15 protein-coding genes are annotated in these 15,877 nt (G+C 46.0%); 13 read left to right on the top strand and 2 right to left on the bottom strand.

What is annotated here, in order from left to right:
• The first annotated feature begins 151 nt into the window (after positions 1–151).
• Complete coding sequence (locus AC1YY3_RS08115; RefSeq protein ID WP_481823355.1) at positions 152–1,267, top strand: LuxR C-terminal-related transcriptional regulator; 1,116 nt, start codon at positions 152–154, stop codon at positions 1,265–1,267.
• A 193-nt stretch (positions 1,268–1,460) separates the two neighbouring features.
• On the opposite strand, the gene glnD is transcribed toward AC1YY3_RS08115, so the two are convergent.
• Positions 1,461–4,124 carry a [protein-PII] uridylyltransferase gene (glnD, locus tag AC1YY3_RS08110; protein ID WP_481823356.1) on the bottom strand — a complete coding sequence of 888 codons (2,664 nt, stop codon included), beginning with the start codon at positions 4,122–4,124 and terminating at the stop codon, positions 1,461–1,463.
• Positions 4,121–4,894, bottom strand: a complete 774-nt coding sequence (gene map / locus AC1YY3_RS08105; protein ID WP_481823357.1) for a type I methionyl aminopeptidase — start codon at positions 4,892–4,894, stop codon at positions 4,121–4,123. Before map ends, glnD begins: the two co-directional genes overlap by 4 nt.
• A gap of 311 nt (positions 4,895–5,205) precedes the next feature.
• On the opposite strand from map, the gene rpsB reads away from it, so the two are divergent.
• The 12 genes from rpsB to AC1YY3_RS08045 all read left to right on the top strand — a co-directional run bounded on the left by rpsB (position 5,206) and on the right by AC1YY3_RS08045 (position 15,202).
• Complete coding sequence (gene rpsB / locus AC1YY3_RS08100) at positions 5,206–5,946, top strand: 30S ribosomal protein S2 (RefSeq protein WP_481823358.1); 741 nt, start codon at positions 5,206–5,208, stop codon at positions 5,944–5,946.
• 114 nt (positions 5,947–6,060) lie between these two features.
• Complete coding sequence (tsf, locus tag AC1YY3_RS08095) at positions 6,061–6,984, top strand: translation elongation factor Ts (RefSeq protein WP_481823359.1); 924 nt, start codon at positions 6,061–6,063, stop codon at positions 6,982–6,984.
• Positions 6,985–7,064: 80 nt separating this feature from the next.
• Positions 7,065–7,787 carry a UMP kinase gene (gene pyrH / locus AC1YY3_RS08090; RefSeq protein WP_481823360.1) on the top strand — a complete coding sequence of 241 codons (723 nt, stop codon included), beginning with the start codon at positions 7,065–7,067 and terminating at the stop codon, positions 7,785–7,787.
• Between the two features lies 1 nt (position 7,788).
• Positions 7,789–8,346 (top strand): ribosome recycling factor, encoded by a 558-nt coding sequence (frr, locus tag AC1YY3_RS08085; protein WP_481823361.1) that lies wholly within the window; start codon positions 7,789–7,791, stop codon positions 8,344–8,346.
• Between the two features lie 12 nt (positions 8,347–8,358).
• On the top strand, positions 8,359–9,126 hold the full coding sequence (locus AC1YY3_RS08080) for an isoprenyl transferase (RefSeq protein ID WP_481823362.1): 768 nt from the start codon (positions 8,359–8,361) through the stop codon (positions 9,124–9,126).
• A gap of 17 nt (positions 9,127–9,143) precedes the next feature.
• Positions 9,144–10,121: a phosphatidate cytidylyltransferase gene (locus AC1YY3_RS08075; protein WP_481823363.1), complete on the top strand. Its 978-nt coding sequence runs from the start codon at positions 9,144–9,146 to the stop codon at positions 10,119–10,121.
• Positions 10,118–11,302 carry a 1-deoxy-D-xylulose-5-phosphate reductoisomerase gene (gene ispC / locus AC1YY3_RS08070; RefSeq protein ID WP_481823364.1) on the top strand — a complete coding sequence of 395 codons (1,185 nt, stop codon included), beginning with the start codon at positions 10,118–10,120 and terminating at the stop codon, positions 11,300–11,302. Before AC1YY3_RS08075 ends, ispC begins: the two co-directional genes overlap by 4 nt.
• Positions 11,302–12,663: an RIP metalloprotease RseP gene (rseP, locus tag AC1YY3_RS08065; protein ID WP_481823365.1), complete on the top strand. Its 1,362-nt coding sequence runs from the start codon at positions 11,302–11,304 to the stop codon at positions 12,661–12,663. The genes ispC and rseP overlap by 1 nt, the downstream gene beginning before the upstream one ends.
• 149 nt (positions 12,664–12,812) lie before the next feature.
• On the top strand, positions 12,813–13,535 hold the full coding sequence (locus AC1YY3_RS08060; RefSeq protein WP_481823366.1) for a DsbC family protein: 723 nt from the start codon (positions 12,813–12,815) through the stop codon (positions 13,533–13,535).
• Positions 13,536–13,732: 197 nt separating this feature from the next.
• Positions 13,733–13,936, top strand: coding sequence for a hypothetical protein (locus tag AC1YY3_RS08055; protein WP_481823367.1), 204 nt, complete (start codon positions 13,733–13,735; stop codon positions 13,934–13,936).
• Positions 13,937–13,993: 57 nt separating this feature from the next.
• Positions 13,994–14,863, top strand: a complete 870-nt coding sequence (locus AC1YY3_RS08050; RefSeq protein WP_481823368.1) for a hypothetical protein — start codon at positions 13,994–13,996, stop codon at positions 14,861–14,863.
• 114 nt (positions 14,864–14,977) lie between these two features.
• Positions 14,978–15,202 carry a hypothetical protein gene (locus AC1YY3_RS08045; protein ID WP_481823369.1) on the top strand — a complete coding sequence of 75 codons (225 nt, stop codon included), beginning with the start codon at positions 14,978–14,980 and terminating at the stop codon, positions 15,200–15,202.
• Positions 15,203–15,877: the final 675 nt, after the last annotated feature.

Here is a 15,877-nt window from a genome sequence, read left to right as displayed (position 1 = left end):
ATATAGCGTTGATTTGTGCGGCATCACTGAATCCTATGTTATTGAAGTGTAGGAATAAATCACTTAGTTGCAAGGGATATAGCTATTACCACGAGGGAAAAGGGAGTTTTAGTGGGCTTCTTAATAACAATAAAAAAGGGGAGTGCAAGTTATGAAGCAAAACCCGAAACACAGCAACGCCATCGCTTATCTTCGTCAGTTGTGCTGTTCTGGGCTGGACAAGGAAACCGTGATCACGGAGTTTCTCCGCGCCGTGCAAACCGTGATTCCGTCTGGTAGCAACACGTTTTCTGGGGTTGATGAAAAATTAAACCCGACTTACCACATTGCCGAATTTGTCGTTGACGAATTAGATGAAGTAACTCCCCTAGTGCTTGCCGGTTATCTTACGCCGGAACGTTTGAGTCTTGCTGCGGTATGGTTCAGGCAACAGCCAGTGTTATCAGGCTGGAAACTAGTGGATGAGACGTTTTTTATGTCTGACCTGTATAACTTGGTCTATCGCCGCTTTGACCAGCATCATGCGCTATATGCCCCCGTTATGGTAGATGGTAAACCAGTCGGTATGCTGGGCTTACATCGTTCACGCCAACAAAAACCCTTCGATGCTTACGAGCAAGTGCTGCTCGCACGATTGTTGCCTTATGTGGCTCATGCTCTGCGGGGCGGAGGCAATGGCACTCAATACAGTGACAACGGATCGTTGGGAATGATTGTCATGGATACGCAGGGAACGATTCTTTATTTGACCAACGAGGCCAAGAGTTTGCTGGCACTGGCCTGTCAACCGATATTGTCCCTAGATGCACGTAACCAGGAAGACCAGGTATTATCGAAGCTGACGCAGTTGTGCCGAGACCTGCAAGCCATATTTCAAGGTAAACACGCCGCGCCGCCGTCCTGGTGCCATACCAATGACCGTGGCCGCTTCACCTTCCGTGCCTCCTGGTTGAACCGATTAAATAATGAGCAGGACAGGTTAATCAGCATGACCATTGAGCATCAAGAACCGTTGGTGCTTAAAATTTTACGTGCGCTGCAATGTTTGCCGCTGTCGCCCGTCCAAAAACAAGTCGCCGTGTTGTTGGCACAGGGAGTTTCCAACGAGAAAATCGGGGAACGCCTGAATATCAAGCTGTCTACGACGAAAGAGCACATCAGCAAAATATTTGCTAAGCTGAATATTTATCGGCGTGAGGAGTTGTTGCCTTTGTTGCTGGCGTTGGAAAAGCAAAGCCATTATCAAACTACGAGACTGGTCAGGTAGCGGCAATGGGTTTTTTTTGTAGTTTGGCTTTTGCGTTTTGGAGTTACAAACAAATAAAACGGTTGTTGGAGGATTTGGAAAATGAATAGTATTTTGCTTGCTGTGATGATGATTGGTTTTGTGGGTTTTTTGGCGCATCTCGCTTACGATACATGGCTAGATATAAAAAAAAGCCATTAATCTAAGCGGCTAATTATTTGACGGCATAGGCCGCTTTCTTAGGCTTGATGTTATCCAAGACATAGATAAGCTCCTCGCGCAATTGTTCTTGTTTGCTGGCATCAGAGATGGGTTGTAACTGCAAGTCAGTGATATAAAACATATCTTCAGCTCGGCTTCCTATGGTGGTGATCCTGGCACTGTGCAAGTTAATGCCCTGCTTATTAAATACTTTACCTACTTGGGAAAGCAGCCCGGACCTGTCGGTTGTAATGAGCTCCATGATAGTTTGTTTGTTTAGCGGATCCGGGTGGAACTTGATTTTGGTGGGGATAGGAAAGTGTTTGGCTTGCCTGGATTGACGATGGATATTTCGTTGCTCTTTTACGTTTTGCTGCTGCAAATTAGTCCGCAGGACGTTGCAGATATGCTTGATCCGGTAGCTGTCGTTGATCGGTTCGCCTGATTGTTCAAGTACTTGAAAGGTGTTCAGAACATAATCATCGTTAGTGGTCATAATTCGGGCATCCAGAATGGTCAGACCCAATTGGTCTAATGTCGCCGTGCTTAACGAAAACACCGCGCCCACATTTTTAGCATAAACAAAGACTTCCGCACTGCCTCGGCGGGTTTGTGAGCGCAGGATAACCAAAGGCAATTCCCGCTCGTTGGCTGATGCGATGGCAGATGATTGCCAGATGATTTCGTCGCTAGAATAACGCAAGAAATAGTCATCGCTGACGTGTTGCCATAATTGCTCGACCACAGACTCAGTGAAATCGAGTTCAATCAAGGCATCTTGGGCTTCTTTTTTGTGTTCGAGAATACGGTCTTTTAAAGCTAATGGATTTTGCAAACCCCGTCTTAGTGCGCTGTGCGTTGCTGAATAAAGCTCTTTAAGTAGCGAATCTTTCCAAGCATTCCAAAGCTCCGGGCTGGTTGCGCGGATGTCGGCGACAGTTAGCAGGTAGATATGGTTTAGGTACTCAATACTGCCGACTTTTTGGGCAAATTCATGGATCACGTCAGGGTCGCTGATGTCTTTGCGCTGCGCTGTCATGGACATCACCAGATGATTGCGTACCAGCCAAGTAACGAGCTTAGTGTCATACGCCGAAAAGTCGTGTTGGCGGCAAAAATCCCTAGCTATATCTTCGCCAATCGTCGAGTGGTCTCCTTTTAGGCCTTTGGCAATATCATGGAATAGCGCGGCAATAAACAGAATTTCCTGCTTGTTGATTAAGGAGAACACATCATTGCAGAACGGTAGTTCATGCTTATGCTTGTCGAGCGAAAAGCGCCGTAAGTTGCGGATAACGAATAGTGTGTGTTCATCCACCGTGTAAATATGGAACAAATCATATTGCATACGGGCAACGATGTTGGCAAAACAGGGTAGATAAGCGGCCAACACACCATAACGGTTCATTCGCCGAAGTTGCGTGGTAATGCCGTATGGTTGCCGAAATATCTCCATAAATAAGTGGTTAGCCGCTTTGTTTGCACGAAAAGCATCGTCAATTAGGTGCAGATTCTTACGGATAAGCCGAATAGTTGTCGCCCGAATGCCTTTAAGTGCCGTGTTTTTTTGCAGGATGAGGAAGATTTCCAGCAAGGCTAAGGGTTGGCGTTCAAAAACCTTATCATCTTTGGCTTCTATGTAATGGTTGATGACGACAAAATGGTCGTTCAGTGGTTCGGCTGCCTTGCTGGATTCGCCGAGGACAAAGCGTTCATTAAACAATTGCAGTAGCATTTCATTCAGGCGTTGCAGCTCCAAGATGGTCTTGAAATAAAACTGCATGAATTGCTCGACATCTTCGTTGTATTTCTGGTTTTCCGTACTGAAACCGAATTGTTGGGCAAGATCGCGCTGGTAGTCGAATATCAGCCTATCTTCGCTGCGGCCTGTAAGCAGGTGCAAGGCGTAGCGTATCCGCCACAATACATGCAGGGCGGATATGAGTTGTTTGTATTCGGATTCCGGCAAAAAGCCGTATTGGATCAATTCCCGTAAGGTCTTGGAATTGTAGTGGCGTTTGAAGACCCAAGTGATGACTTGCATGTCACGTAAGCCGCCGGGGCCTTCTTTAATATTGGGTTCAAGGTTATAAGCGGTGTCGTGGTATTTGGCATGGCGGAGCTGTTGTTCCAGCATCTTTGCCGCAAAAAATTGGTCGGAAGGCCAGATTTTATCCGGCGTAATTTCAGCCCTCAATTTTTGGCACAGTGTTGTGCTGCCAGTAATCAAGCGGTTTTCCATGAGGCTGGTCATGATCGTTTGGTCGGATTGGGCTTCCATGACCGATTGCCCAACCGTGCGTACGCTTTGCCCCGGTTTTAGCCCAATATCCCAAAGGAAGGTCAGGAAATTGGTCAGCATTTCCTGGTAAACGGAAACATTCTTGTCATCTAAAATGATGACAATATCAATATCGGAATGCGGAAATAGCTCTTGTCTGCCATAACCACCAACGGCGATTAGGCAGAGATTGTCGGCTTGGTTGCCAAGAAAATGCTGCCAACTTGCGGTCAGTATTTCGTCGATAAAATCGGAATTTTCATTGAGCAGGTCTTTGACCGAAAGGTGTGGGTCAAATTTTTGCTGTAGTTTAAGATCGTTTTGCTTAATAAGCTGTTTGAATTCCTGCAACTTTTCTCTCGCGGAACAGCCGTTGAAAGCAATGGCGGTATTCATGCTAAATCCATTTCTTCTTGGCGTAAGGTCAAGATTTCGTAGCCATTATTGGTGACCAGCACGGTATGTTCCCATTGTGCGGATAAGCTGTGGTCTTTGGTGACGGCTGTCCAGCCGTCAGCCAAAACCTTAACGTGGCGTTTACCTAGATTAAGCATCGGTTCAACGGTGATAATCATGCCGGCTTCAAGCACTTCGCCTTCGCCAGCTTTACCGTAATGTAAAACGTGAGGGTCTTCATGGAAATTTTTGCCGATGCCGTGTCCGCAAAATTCCCTGACGACGGAATAACGGTTACTTTCGGCAAATTGTTGTATGGCTTCGCCAATGTCCCCTAAGGTTGCACCATGTTTGATCTGTTTAATGCCAAGATACATGGCATCCTGCGTGATTTTAACCAGCCGTTTGGCATGAGGGCTAACTTCACCGACACAAAACATTTTGCTGGTATCACCGTGATAACCGTCTTTAATCACGGTAATATCGACATTGATAATATCGCCGGATTTTATTTTTTTATCGCTAGGAATGCCGTGGCATACCGTGTGGTTGATAGATGTGCAGATGGATTTCGGAAAGCCGCGATAATTAAGCGGAGCTGGGATAGTGCCTTGGGTATTCACGATGTAGTCATGACAAATGGCGTTTAACTCGTCCGTCGTCACGCCGGGTACAACATGTGGTTCAATCATTTCCAACACTTCGGATGCCAGCTTTCCGGCGATACGCATTTTCTCGATTTCACTTTCGGTTTTAATGATGATGGACATGGAAGAACAGTTTCAAGGTACAAGGTTCAGGGTGCAAAGCGGAGGATATGAGGCAAAAAACATGCTGTTTTGAACCTTAAATCCTGTGCCTTGTACCAATAATCTCCTGAGTTTAACAGAGTTCGGCTTGTTGTAAAAAGCGGTTTATGGTATAAAGACGAGTTGATTTACACAACAAATACTCACGCCTATCGTCACGCTTGGTAGGGTGCTGGACTTAACTGGGTTAAGGCTGGTTACCAGGCGGGATAAGCGGAGGCTTAACCCAACCCGAAATCAAGGTTTCGGAAATATAATCTTAGGAGTAATGAATGTCAGCAGTATCAATGCGTCAAATGCTTGAAGCGGGTGTCCACTTTGGACACCAAACCCGTTATTGGAATCCCAAAATGGCTAATTACCTGTTCGGTTCCCGTAACAAAATCCATATTATCAATTTGGAAAAAACGCTTCCAATGTTTAATGACGCGATGAACTATCTCGGTCAAGTAACAGCAAACAAAGGCACTGTGCTTTTGGTTGGTACCAAAAAAGCAGCACGTAAGCTGGTTGCTGAAGAAGCGGCGCGTTGCGGTATGCCTTATGTTAATCACCGCTGGTTAGGCGGCATGTTAACCAATTTTAAAACCATAAAAAAATCAATTACCCGCCTTAAAGAACTTGAAGCCATGAAAGCAGATGGCACTTTATACCAACGCTTTGGCAAAAAAGAAGCATTAGGTATGGAGCGCGAACTGGAAAAACTTGAACGCAGCTTAGGCGGAATTAAAGACATGAAAGGCGTTCCTGACGTTATTTTCGTACTGGATGTCGGTTACGAAAAAAATGCCATCAGTGAAGCAAAAAAATTAGGCATCCCCGTGGTTGGCGTTGTTGATTCCAACAATTCACCAGAAGGCATTGATTACATCATTCCTGGCAACGACGATTCAATCAGAGCGGTAAAGCTCTATTGTGAAAGCGTTTCTGCAACGGTCATGGATGCTAAATCGGCAGGCTTGGGCTTGTCAGCTAAAGCTGATGATTTTGTTGAAGAATCGATAGCAGAATAAGTTTTGCTAATGCGGTTTATTCAGATCGCAACTTAAAGCGACTGGTGATATGTAGTTCAAAACGCCTCCTTATGGGGGCGTTTTTATAGTGATGAATAACGAGAGATTACAAACATGAGCAATACAATTAGTGCAGTTATGGTTAAGGAGCTGCGTGAGCGGACGGGTTCCGGCATGATGGAATGCAAAAAAGCCTTGGTTGAAACCAACGGTGATATGGAATTAGCCATTGAAAATATGCGTAAATCCGGCTTAGCCAAAGCGGATAAAAAATCAGGTCGTATAGCGGCTGAAGGCATTATTGGCGTAAAAGTCAGTGACGATGGCAAGACAGTCGTTATGGCGGATGTTAACTGCGAAACTGATTTTGTTGCCAAGGCGGATGATTTCGTTAAATTTGTCGGCAGTATCACCACTGCTCTGTTAACTGCATCTGTTAAGACTGACGATGAGTTATCGTCTATGCCGTTAGCTGATGGACAGACGGTTGAAGAATTACGCAGGAGTCTGATTGCTAAATTAGGTGAAAATATAACCGTCAGACGTTTTCAAAAATACCAGACCGCAAGCGGTGGCACAGCGTGTTACCTACATGGCAGCAAAATTGGGGTAATTATTGAGTTGACTGCAGCCGATCCTGAGCTAGGCAAAGACATCGCCATGCACATCGCTGCTAGTAAACCTATTTGTGTGTCTGAAGACGAAGTTTCACCAGAAACTATCGAAAAAGAAAAAGAAATTTTCCGTGCGCAAGCGGCGGAAAGCGGCAAACCTGCCGACATTATTGAAAAAATGGTGGCTGGCCGGATCAGTAAGTTTTTTGGTGAAATTACCTTGTTAGGTCAACCATTTATTAAAGACGACAAGCTAACAATCGCCAAATTAGTGGCATCTAAAGGCAATTCAGTCGTCGGTTTTGCCCGCTTTGAAGTCGGTGAAGGCATCGAGAAAAAAGAAGGCAATTTTGCTGATGAAGTAATGGAGCAAGTAAGAGCCAGTGAAGAGGCAAAGTCAACTGACGATGACGATAGTAACTGATAGTTGATTTTAAGAACATGATCCGTTCACTTGAATACGTTAATTTATCCTAAACCACAAAACATTCATCTGAAAATGTTATGACAAAATTGATCTGCCAAAGAATATTGCTGAAATTGAGCGGTGAAGCGTTAATGAGTGAAGCTGGCGGTAGCATTGATGCCGATATACTCAAGCGCTTGGCTTTGGAAATCATAGAGTTATCCAGCATGGGCATTCAGGTGGGCTTGGTTATGGGCGGCGGCAACATTCTACGTGGCGCTCAAAAAGCTGCTGAAGGTTTGGATCGCGTAACTGGCGACCAAATGGGTATGCTGGCAACTGTGATTAACGCCTTGGCGATGCAAGATGCGATTGAACATTTGGGTCAGCAAGTCAGAGTTATGTCGGCGTTGAAAATCAATCAGGTGTGTGAAGATTACATCCGCCGCCGCGCCGTGCGCCATTTGGAAAAAGGTCGGGTGGTCATTTTTGCGGCGGGTACAGGCAACCCGTTTTTTACCACCGATTCCGCCGCCAGTCTTAGGGCTATCGAAATTAACGCGGAATTGATGATTAAAGCGACTAAAGTTAAAGGGGTGTATTCCGCCGATCCTGAAAAAGTCAAAGATGCGATTTTTTACCCGCGCTTAACGTATGATGAGGCGTTGGATCAACGACTTAACGTTATGGATACAACGGCATTGGTATTATGCAGAGACAATAACGTCCCCATGCGGGTGATGAATATTTTTGAACAGGGCGCAATAAAAAGATTGATGTTGGGCGAAGAGATAGGTTCGCTTATTGAACGAGGAACGTAAGATGATTAGTGATATTCAACAGAGTGCGGCTACTCGGATGGGTAAAAGTATTGAAGCCATGAAACATGAGTTTTCCAAAATCAGGACGGGGCGCGCGCACCCCAGTTTGCTGGATCAAATTACCGTCTCGTACTACGGTAACGAATCGGCTTTGTCGCAAGTTGCTAATATAGCGGTAGAAGATGCGCGGACATTGACCATTACGCCTTGGGAAAAAGCGATGGTTCAGGCGATAGAAAAAGCTATATTAAAATCCGATTTGGGCTTGAATCCTGCCACTAATGGCATGGTGATTCGTATCCCATTGCCTTCGCTTACTGAAGAACGCCGCCGGACTCTGGTAAAAGTCGTTAAAAATGAAGCCGAGAATGGTCGCGTTGCTATCCGAAATATTCGTCGTGATGCCAATGCAGAAATTAAGGAAGCAATGAAAGAAAAACTGATTTCGGAAGATGAAGCCCATAGTGGTGAAGAAAAAATTCAAAAATTAACCGATCAGTACGTCAAAGAAGTCGAGAAATTGTTGGAAGCCAAAGAAGCCGACCTGTTGTCGATTTAGCAAGGAAGACCAATGGCTGCTGCTGATAATCCTAGTTTGGCAACCGAAAATGGTATTCCGCGCCATGTAGCGATTATTATGGACGGCAATGGCAGATGGGCACAAAAAAGATTTATGCCGCGTGCGTTCGGTCATCAAGCGGGTGTTAAAGCGGTCAGAAAAATCGTTGAACACTGCGCTGAATTAGGAGTTGAGGTGCTAACCTTGTTCGCCTTTAGCAGCGAAAACTGGCGTCGCCCCAAAGAAGAAGTCACCTTGTTAATGTCGCTGTTTGTTGAAACGCTGCAAAGTGAAATCAACACGCTCGATAAAAATGGCATTTGTTTGCGGTTTATCGGCGATAGATCGGCTTTCCCCGATATTTTGCAAGCTAAAATGGCAGAATGGGAAGCGCAAACAAAAAACAACCAAGCATTAACTGTAGTGATTGCTGCTAACTATGGTGGTCATTGGGATATGTGCCAGGCGTTTCAGAAAGTTGTTGATAAAATGGCGGCGGGAGAATTAAGCAAACAACCCATTAGTTCACCATTAATAAGCGAACACCTATCTACCGCTGGCTTGCCAGACCCTGACCTTTTTATAAGAACTGGGGGGGAGAAACGGGTAAGTAACTTTTTGCTATGGCAATTAGCGTATACAGAACTCTATTTTACAGAAACACTCTGGCCGGATTTTGACCAGAATTCATTAGACGATGCCATCAGTAGTTTTAAAGGTCGCCAGCGGCGCTTTGGACATACGGGTGAGCAAATACTCAATAAATCCGCTTCACTTTAACCTTAGACAATAAAAAAATGTTATTACAGCGCGTAATTACGGCCGCCATTTTGGTGCCTTTAGTCGTCATGGCAGTATTTCAATTGCCAGGGGAATATTTCACTTTGGTGTTTGGCATTATTATTTTGATGGCCGCATGGGAATGGGCGCATCTTATTGGCATTAACCCGCCTTACAAGAAATACTTATTTCTACTAAGCCTAATTGTGCCGATGTTATGGTTACATTTCTGGACACAATTTCTTGAAGGCTTGCAATATGTCATCGAAACTGGACAGCAAGACATTTATCAATACGTCAAAAAAGTGGGTTGGACATCCATTAGCACGTTCATGGAATACCTTAATATACCGGATGTTAGGTTATATTCGGGCGTATTAGAGTGGTTTGTGATTCCAGCGGTGATTTTTTGGGTGTTGGTTATGATACTCATCAAACACTCGCCTACAGGCGTACTTCAGTTGGAATTAAAGCCGCGTAACAAGGCATTAATTGGTTGGTTTATTTTGCTGTCTGCGTGGTTGTTTTTAGTCCGTCTCAGAATTCTTTACGGCGCAGAAATGACGATGTATTTCTTGGTGCTGATCTGGGCAGCCGATATTGCCGCTTATTTCGTCGGAAAAAAGTTCGGCAAAGCAAAGCTAGCGCCTGAAATTAGCCCAGGCAAAACCATGGCGGGTTTTTATGGTGCATTGGTGGCAGGTCTAGTCTGTGGCGTTTTATTATGCCTGATTTACGGCTTCCCACTGATGAACGCTTCTGACGTGGTATTACTGTCGATATTGACGGTATTAATTTCAATATTCGGTGACTTATTCTTTAGCGTGGTCAAACGTCAAAGTGGTGTGAAAGAAAGCGGTTCAATATTGCCTGGACATGGCGGAATTCTTGATAGGATAGACAGCCTGATTGCCGCAACACCGTTTTTCTACGCCGGTATCTACTTGATTTACAGAATAATTGAAGATGCTCAAGCCACGGGTGCGGCTGGATGAAGGGGCTTTGCATCTTGGGAGCAACGGGTTCAATCGGCGTAAGCACTCTGGATGTTGCAGCGCGACATCCGCAGCTTTACAAAATTGTAGCGTTAACGGCAAACACGAACGTTGATGATTTATTCGAACAATGCCTCGTACACCATCCTCAGTATGCGGTAGTTGTAGACGAGGGCAAAGCTGAGGAATTTCAGAATAAAATCAGCAATTCTGCCGTAGCCGATATTAAAGTACTGACAGGTGCAAAAGCACTGGAAGAAGTTGCTACCCTGGACGAGGTGGATTCGGTGATGGCTGCAATCGTCGGCGCGGCGGGTTTGTTGCCCAGTCTTGCCGCCGCAAAAGCCGGAAAAACCGTGCTACTCGCCAATAAAGAAGCCTTGGTCATGTCCGGCGATATTTTCATGGACGCGGTTACGGCATCAGGCGCACATTTGTTGCCCATTGATAGCGAACATAACGCCATCTTCCAATGTATGCCAGCCCATTATCAAACAGGCACGGACGGCAAACAGGTCAGGCGCATCCTGTTGACCGCATCGGGCGGACCGTTTCGCGAAATGCCGGTAGAGCTTATGGCTGATGTCACGCCCGAACAAGCCGTTGCCCACCCCAACTGGGATATGGGCAAAAAAATCTCCGTGGATTCGGCGACCATGATGAACAAAGGTCTGGAAATGATCGAAGCCTGCTTGTTGTTCAATATGTCGCCAGACCAGATACAAGTCGTTATCCATCCCCAAAGCGTCATCCATTCCATGGTCGATTATGTCGATGGCACTGTGCTAGCGCAAATGGGCAATCCCGACATGCGGATACCCATCGCCCATGCAATGGCGTGGCCGGAACGCTTTGATTCAGGTGCCAAGCCGCTTAATATCTTTGATGTCCGACGGATGGATTTTGAAGAGCCGAATCTTGAGCGTTTCCCGTGTCTGCGCTTGGCCTACAAAGCGATCAATGCAGGCGGGACAATGCCTACCGTACTCAATGCCGCAAATGAGATAGCCGTCGAAGCCTTCCTGGATAGACGGGTAAAATTCACTGATATTCCCGTTATTATCGAGCAATGTATGGATATTATCGCCGTTGCAGTAGCGGACACCTTGGCGGTTATATTGGATCACGACCAACAAGCTAGGGTTGTTGCCAAACAGATTATTGCTGATATGGTTAGTTGATGGATTTTTTGCATACCCTGTTTTTTTTCATCGTCGCCGTAGGCATTCTGGTTTCATTTCATGAATTCGGACACTTCTGGGTTGCGCGTAAAACTGGGGTAAAGGTATTACGGTTTTCCGTGGGTTTTGGCAAAGTGCTATGGTCTCACCAAAAAACGCCCAATGATACCGAATATGTCTTATCCGCAATCCCCTTAGGAGGCTACGTTAAGATGGTCGATGAACGCGAGGGCGCAGTCAAACAGGAAGACCTGCCTTTTGCCTTCAATCGCCAATCGTTATGGGTCAGGACTGCGATAGTCGCGGCAGGCCCGACATTCAATCTGATACTAGCAATCGCCCTGTTTTGGGGTGTGTTGGTACTGGGCGAAACGGGTCTGAAACCTGTGTTAGGTGAAGTAAAACAAGGCACGTTTGCTGCGACAGCGGGATTTGTTGAAGGCGAAGAGATCATTTCCGTTAATGAAAAAGCCACCAAAACCTGGACGGAGGCAATGGGTACTATCGTTACCTCTGCAATGGATGGCGATCCAAGCATTAAGGTTAAGGTAAAAAACCTTGCTGATGAACAGAATGAGCGAGTTCTGACATTTACTGAAAACGATACACAAGATTCCGAGAAGCTCTTCGACCGTTTAGGTTTCAAGCCGTGGTCACCGAAGATAAAGCCAATTCTCAATGAAGTACTTCCTAATGGCGCAGCCTTAGCTGCTGGCCTAAAAAAAGACGATTTAATCATCAGTGCAGACGGCAAACCGATAGTCGATTGGATGCAATGGGTAGATTACGTAAAAAAACGCCCTGATATTACGATCAGCGTAATCGTAGAACGCCAAGGAATACGCTTAACCTTGCCGATAACGCCAAAAAGTGAGCAAAATGGCGAGGAAACTGAAGGTAAAATTGGAGCTTCCGTCGTTATGCCGGAAGGCTTGATGAAATCCATGACGGTCGAATATTCCTTATCACCGTTTGATGCTATACCAGAAGCATTCAAAACGACTTATGATTATTCCATAATGACTTTGAAGATGATGGGCAAAATGCTTATCGGCAAGGCATCTGTCAAGAATTTGAGCGGACCCATCAGCATTGCTCAAATTGCTGGACAGTCAGCCAGCATGGGGCTGGTGTATTTCATTAGATTCATGGCATTGGTCAGCGTAAGTTTAGGTGTACTAAATTTATTGCCCATACCTGTACTCGATGGTGGTCATTTGCTGTTTTTTGGTGTCGAAGCCATCAAAGGCAGTCCAGTTTCAGAAAAAATACAAATTTTTTTCCAGCAAATTGGTATGGCATTGTTAATGCTGCTGATGGTAACGGCAGTAGTTGTTGATGTACAACGCTTGTTTGATTAAAAAACCCCGAATTAGTTACCTTTCGCTCTGATGTTGAAGGACTTAAAATTAGATCGTATATGTGCAAAATTTTATCGTCATTATCTGAACGAATTGCAAGCCAATAACTCCTAGCCTCTAATCATTTCACTTTTCACCTGAGAAACTCTATGAAAAAAATCACCCAGATCACCGGATTATTGCTGTTAATCTTGATGCTTCCTTTTGCCAACGCAGACGAAGCGGCAATCAAGCAGTCATTAGGCAAATCCATGCCGACCGCAAAAATCGAATCCATCAAACCGTCTGAAATCAAAGGCGTATACGAAGTTGTACTAGGCTCCAGCATCTATTACGTATCCGAAGACGGCAAGTATTTGCTGCAAGGGCGCTTGGTTGATGTGGCAAACCGCACGGATCTGACAGAGCAAAAACTGGGTGCAACCCGTAAATCGGCATTAGAAAGAATGGGCGTGGACAATATGATTGTGTTCAAACCCAAAATAGGCAAATACAAGGTGTCTATCTTCACGGACATTGATTGTGGTTATTGTCGTAAACTGCATTCCGAAATCGACCAATACCTAGCGGAAGGCATCACCATCCAATATCTGTTCTTCCCAAGAGCTGGCAAAGGTTCAGATTCTTACGATAAAGCCGTCTCAGTCTGGTGTGCTAAAGACCGCAACGCGGCGTTAACAGAAGCGAAAAAAGACCAGAAGCTGGAAAAGAAAACCTGCACCAATCCAATTGATAAGCACATGCAATTGGCTGCCGAATTTGACGTGAAAGGCACCCCCATGATTGTCACCGAACATGGCAATATCTATCCGGGTTATTTGCCGGCTAAGGAATTGGTTCAGGCATTGCAAAGCGAGAAAACTGCACGATAGAGTTTTTTCAGGCTTAGTTGAGGCACGAAACCCAGCGTTTACCGCCGCCGCCCCTGCTGGGTTTCCGTAAACTCCAACCCAGCCTACTTCAGATTAACCCCTTCCCCCTTGAGGGAGAAGGCTGGGATGAGGGGATTAAAAAACCACGACATTCCTGATTCTCCTCACCCCAACCCTCTCCAGCAGGAGAGGGAGCAATGTGGCAATTATCATATTGCGTAGGCAAGGCTGGGGCACGAAGCCCAGCTTTTACCCATCCGATCAATATTTTGCGCCAATTGGGGGCAGAGTTAAACCAATTATTGCCAATTGCACCCAATATCCCCCCTAGGGTGGGTGTAAGCAACACGATTGTTTGTTATGTTGATGCCGTAGTCACAGGAGGAAAAAACAAATCATAGAAACAAACAAATAACCGAAATGTACTAATTACACTAATAATTTTGGGAGCTAATACTATGAATATCAATATAAAAACAAATCTAACAGGCACTGACAAGCACAAGTGCCGTAGCCTTGCCGCGCTTGCGTTGGCGGGTGTGCTCGGTTCACTGGGCATGGCAAATACCGCGCAGGCTGCCCCGATTTACCAGACGGGGTTTGAGAATCCGCCGTTTGTGGCTAATCTGACGTTGCCGAGTCAAGATGGCTGGGTTGTCGGAGGCACTCCTGAAGGCCTCCTCAGCCCTACCGCCGCAGTCATTTCCACTAACAGGCCGCGCCAAGGGCAACAGTCAGTGCTGGTGTCAGGTGCAAATTTGATACATCAGGACTTTGTTAACTCAGTCACAGGAGGATATTACGATGCCATAGGCTCTTACCGGAAGACGGTTGACTATGATACGAGAGGAACGAAGACCGTGCGCGTTTCGGCGCATGTTCGGGTGGATGGTCGGCTGACTAGTGGCAATAACTTCTTCTCAGCCAGCTTCGGGAGCAGAGGTGCAGACATTGCCTCTACTAATGGCGGAGATACAACGGGCAACGGTGAAATTACGATTTCGTCAGATGGGCATGTCTACGGGGCTACTGGCAACGATAATGTTCCGGTTTTTCTAGCCAGCAAACGCATCGAGCTAGGCGAATGGCATAATCTGGCAGTGGAGACCAATTTTGCCACTCGTAAAATGACTTTCTTTGTAGACGATGACTGCTTGGGTTCTTTTCCTTTTGTTTCTGGCTTCACGGGTAACTTTGTACGGCGAGGAGGCATGGTAGTGTATGCCGCACCTGACACAGCTACCCTCCATAAAGCTAACTACAGAGCGCGATATGACCAATACAGTATTAAGACAGTTACGCCGGAAAAATGTAGAGTTCATCGTTAAGCTCTGTAGTTCTGTAGGCTGGGTTGAAGCCTTAGGGGAAACCCAGCACATAGTCCAGGAGACCATGATTGCTGAGTTAACCAACGACCACCACGGATGGTGGGAGTGCAGACAATGCTACGGAATCATTGCTGCCCCAGCCTACAAACCAAAAATGGTTATTTTTCGTTCCCACGCTCCGGCGTGGAAATGCCGATAGAGACGCTCTGCGTCCCATACCGCTGGAGCGGTACAAAACGCATTTCCACGCCGGAGCGCCACTGCCCACAGTTAAGCGTTGAGACCTCTTCCGCCTGGAGTACAAACCTAGGTTTGCACTCCGGCATTCGCTGTTTGTAAGGAATCAAAAAACATGTTTTTTGACTCCGTATTTCTTAACTGTGGGCAGCTCATTGGTTGGTTGAAGCCTTAGTGGAAACCCAGCACATAGCCCAACGGAGGCCATGATTGCTGGGTTTACCAACCCAGCCTACAGGTTGTCAGGTGCATTCCATGCACCAAAAACGACAAATGCACTGCTTATGAAATTGGTATTATTAGTCAAATACCGAGATTTTTATCGTTCCCACGCTCCGGCGTGGGAATGCCGATAGGGACGCTCTGCGTCCCGTACCGCTGGAGCGGTACAAAACTCATTCCCACCACGCTGGATGTCACTGCCCACAGTTAAGCATTGAGACCCCCTATCACCTGGAACACAAACCTAGGTTTGCACTCCGGCATTCGCTGTTTGTAAGGAATCAAAAAACATGTTTTTTGACTCCGTATTTCTTAACTGTGGGCAGCTCATTAGTTGGTTGAAGCCTTAGTGGAAACCCAGCACATAGCCCAACGGAGGCCATGATTGCTGGGTTTACCAACCCACCCTTATATCTTGATTCTGAGCTCTCAAAAGGTCAGAATCCCCGGTTGATCATCGGGAGGGTAACGGGGAAGTCGTACCCATCCTTAGGCTTAAAGCCTGTCTCGTAGATTGAACTCCCCGCTATCCGTACTCGTCATTGTAGTTCGAAC

It is taken from the genome of Methyloglobulus sp., from assembly GCF_964779595.1.
Note: the sequence above shows the minus strand (reverse complement) of the source record. Positions and strands in the feature narration are given on the sequence as shown.

What these genes read in the sequence shown, in the direction of transcription:
- AC1YY3_RS08055 (WP_481823367.1), top strand. Translation starts at nt 13,733, where the DNA reads ATGTGGCAATTATCATATTGCGTAGGCAAGGCTGGGGCACGAAGCCCA.
- AC1YY3_RS08080 (WP_481823362.1), top strand. Translation starts at nt 8,359, where the DNA reads ATGGCTGCTGCTGATAATCCTAGTTTGGCAACCGAAAATGGTATTCCG.
- map (WP_481823357.1), bottom strand. Translation starts at nt 4,894, where the DNA reads ATGTCCATCATCATTAAAACCGAAAGTGAAATCGAGAAAATGCGTATC.
- AC1YY3_RS08075 (WP_481823363.1), top strand. Translation starts at nt 9,144, where the DNA reads ATGTTATTACAGCGCGTAATTACGGCCGCCATTTTGGTGCCTTTAGTC.
- rseP (WP_481823365.1), top strand. Translation starts at nt 11,302, where the DNA reads ATGGATTTTTTGCATACCCTGTTTTTTTTCATCGTCGCCGTAGGCATT.
- AC1YY3_RS08115 (WP_481823355.1), top strand. Translation starts at nt 152, where the DNA reads ATGAAGCAAAACCCGAAACACAGCAACGCCATCGCTTATCTTCGTCAG.
- frr (WP_481823361.1), top strand. Translation starts at nt 7,789, where the DNA reads ATGATTAGTGATATTCAACAGAGTGCGGCTACTCGGATGGGTAAAAGT.
- tsf (WP_481823359.1), top strand. Translation starts at nt 6,061, where the DNA reads ATGAGCAATACAATTAGTGCAGTTATGGTTAAGGAGCTGCGTGAGCGG.
- AC1YY3_RS08050 (WP_481823368.1), top strand. Translation starts at nt 13,994, where the DNA reads ATGAATATCAATATAAAAACAAATCTAACAGGCACTGACAAGCACAAG.
- glnD (WP_481823356.1), bottom strand. Translation starts at nt 4,124, where the DNA reads ATGAATACCGCCATTGCTTTCAACGGCTGTTCCGCGAGAGAAAAGTTG.
- ispC (WP_481823364.1), top strand. Translation starts at nt 10,118, where the DNA reads ATGAAGGGGCTTTGCATCTTGGGAGCAACGGGTTCAATCGGCGTAAGC.
- pyrH (WP_481823360.1), top strand. Translation starts at nt 7,065, where the DNA reads ATGACAAAATTGATCTGCCAAAGAATATTGCTGAAATTGAGCGGTGAA.
- AC1YY3_RS08045 (WP_481823369.1), top strand. Translation starts at nt 14,978, where the DNA reads ATGCTACGGAATCATTGCTGCCCCAGCCTACAAACCAAAAATGGTTAT.
- rpsB (WP_481823358.1), top strand. Translation starts at nt 5,206, where the DNA reads ATGTCAGCAGTATCAATGCGTCAAATGCTTGAAGCGGGTGTCCACTTT.
- AC1YY3_RS08060 (WP_481823366.1), top strand. Translation starts at nt 12,813, where the DNA reads ATGAAAAAAATCACCCAGATCACCGGATTATTGCTGTTAATCTTGATG.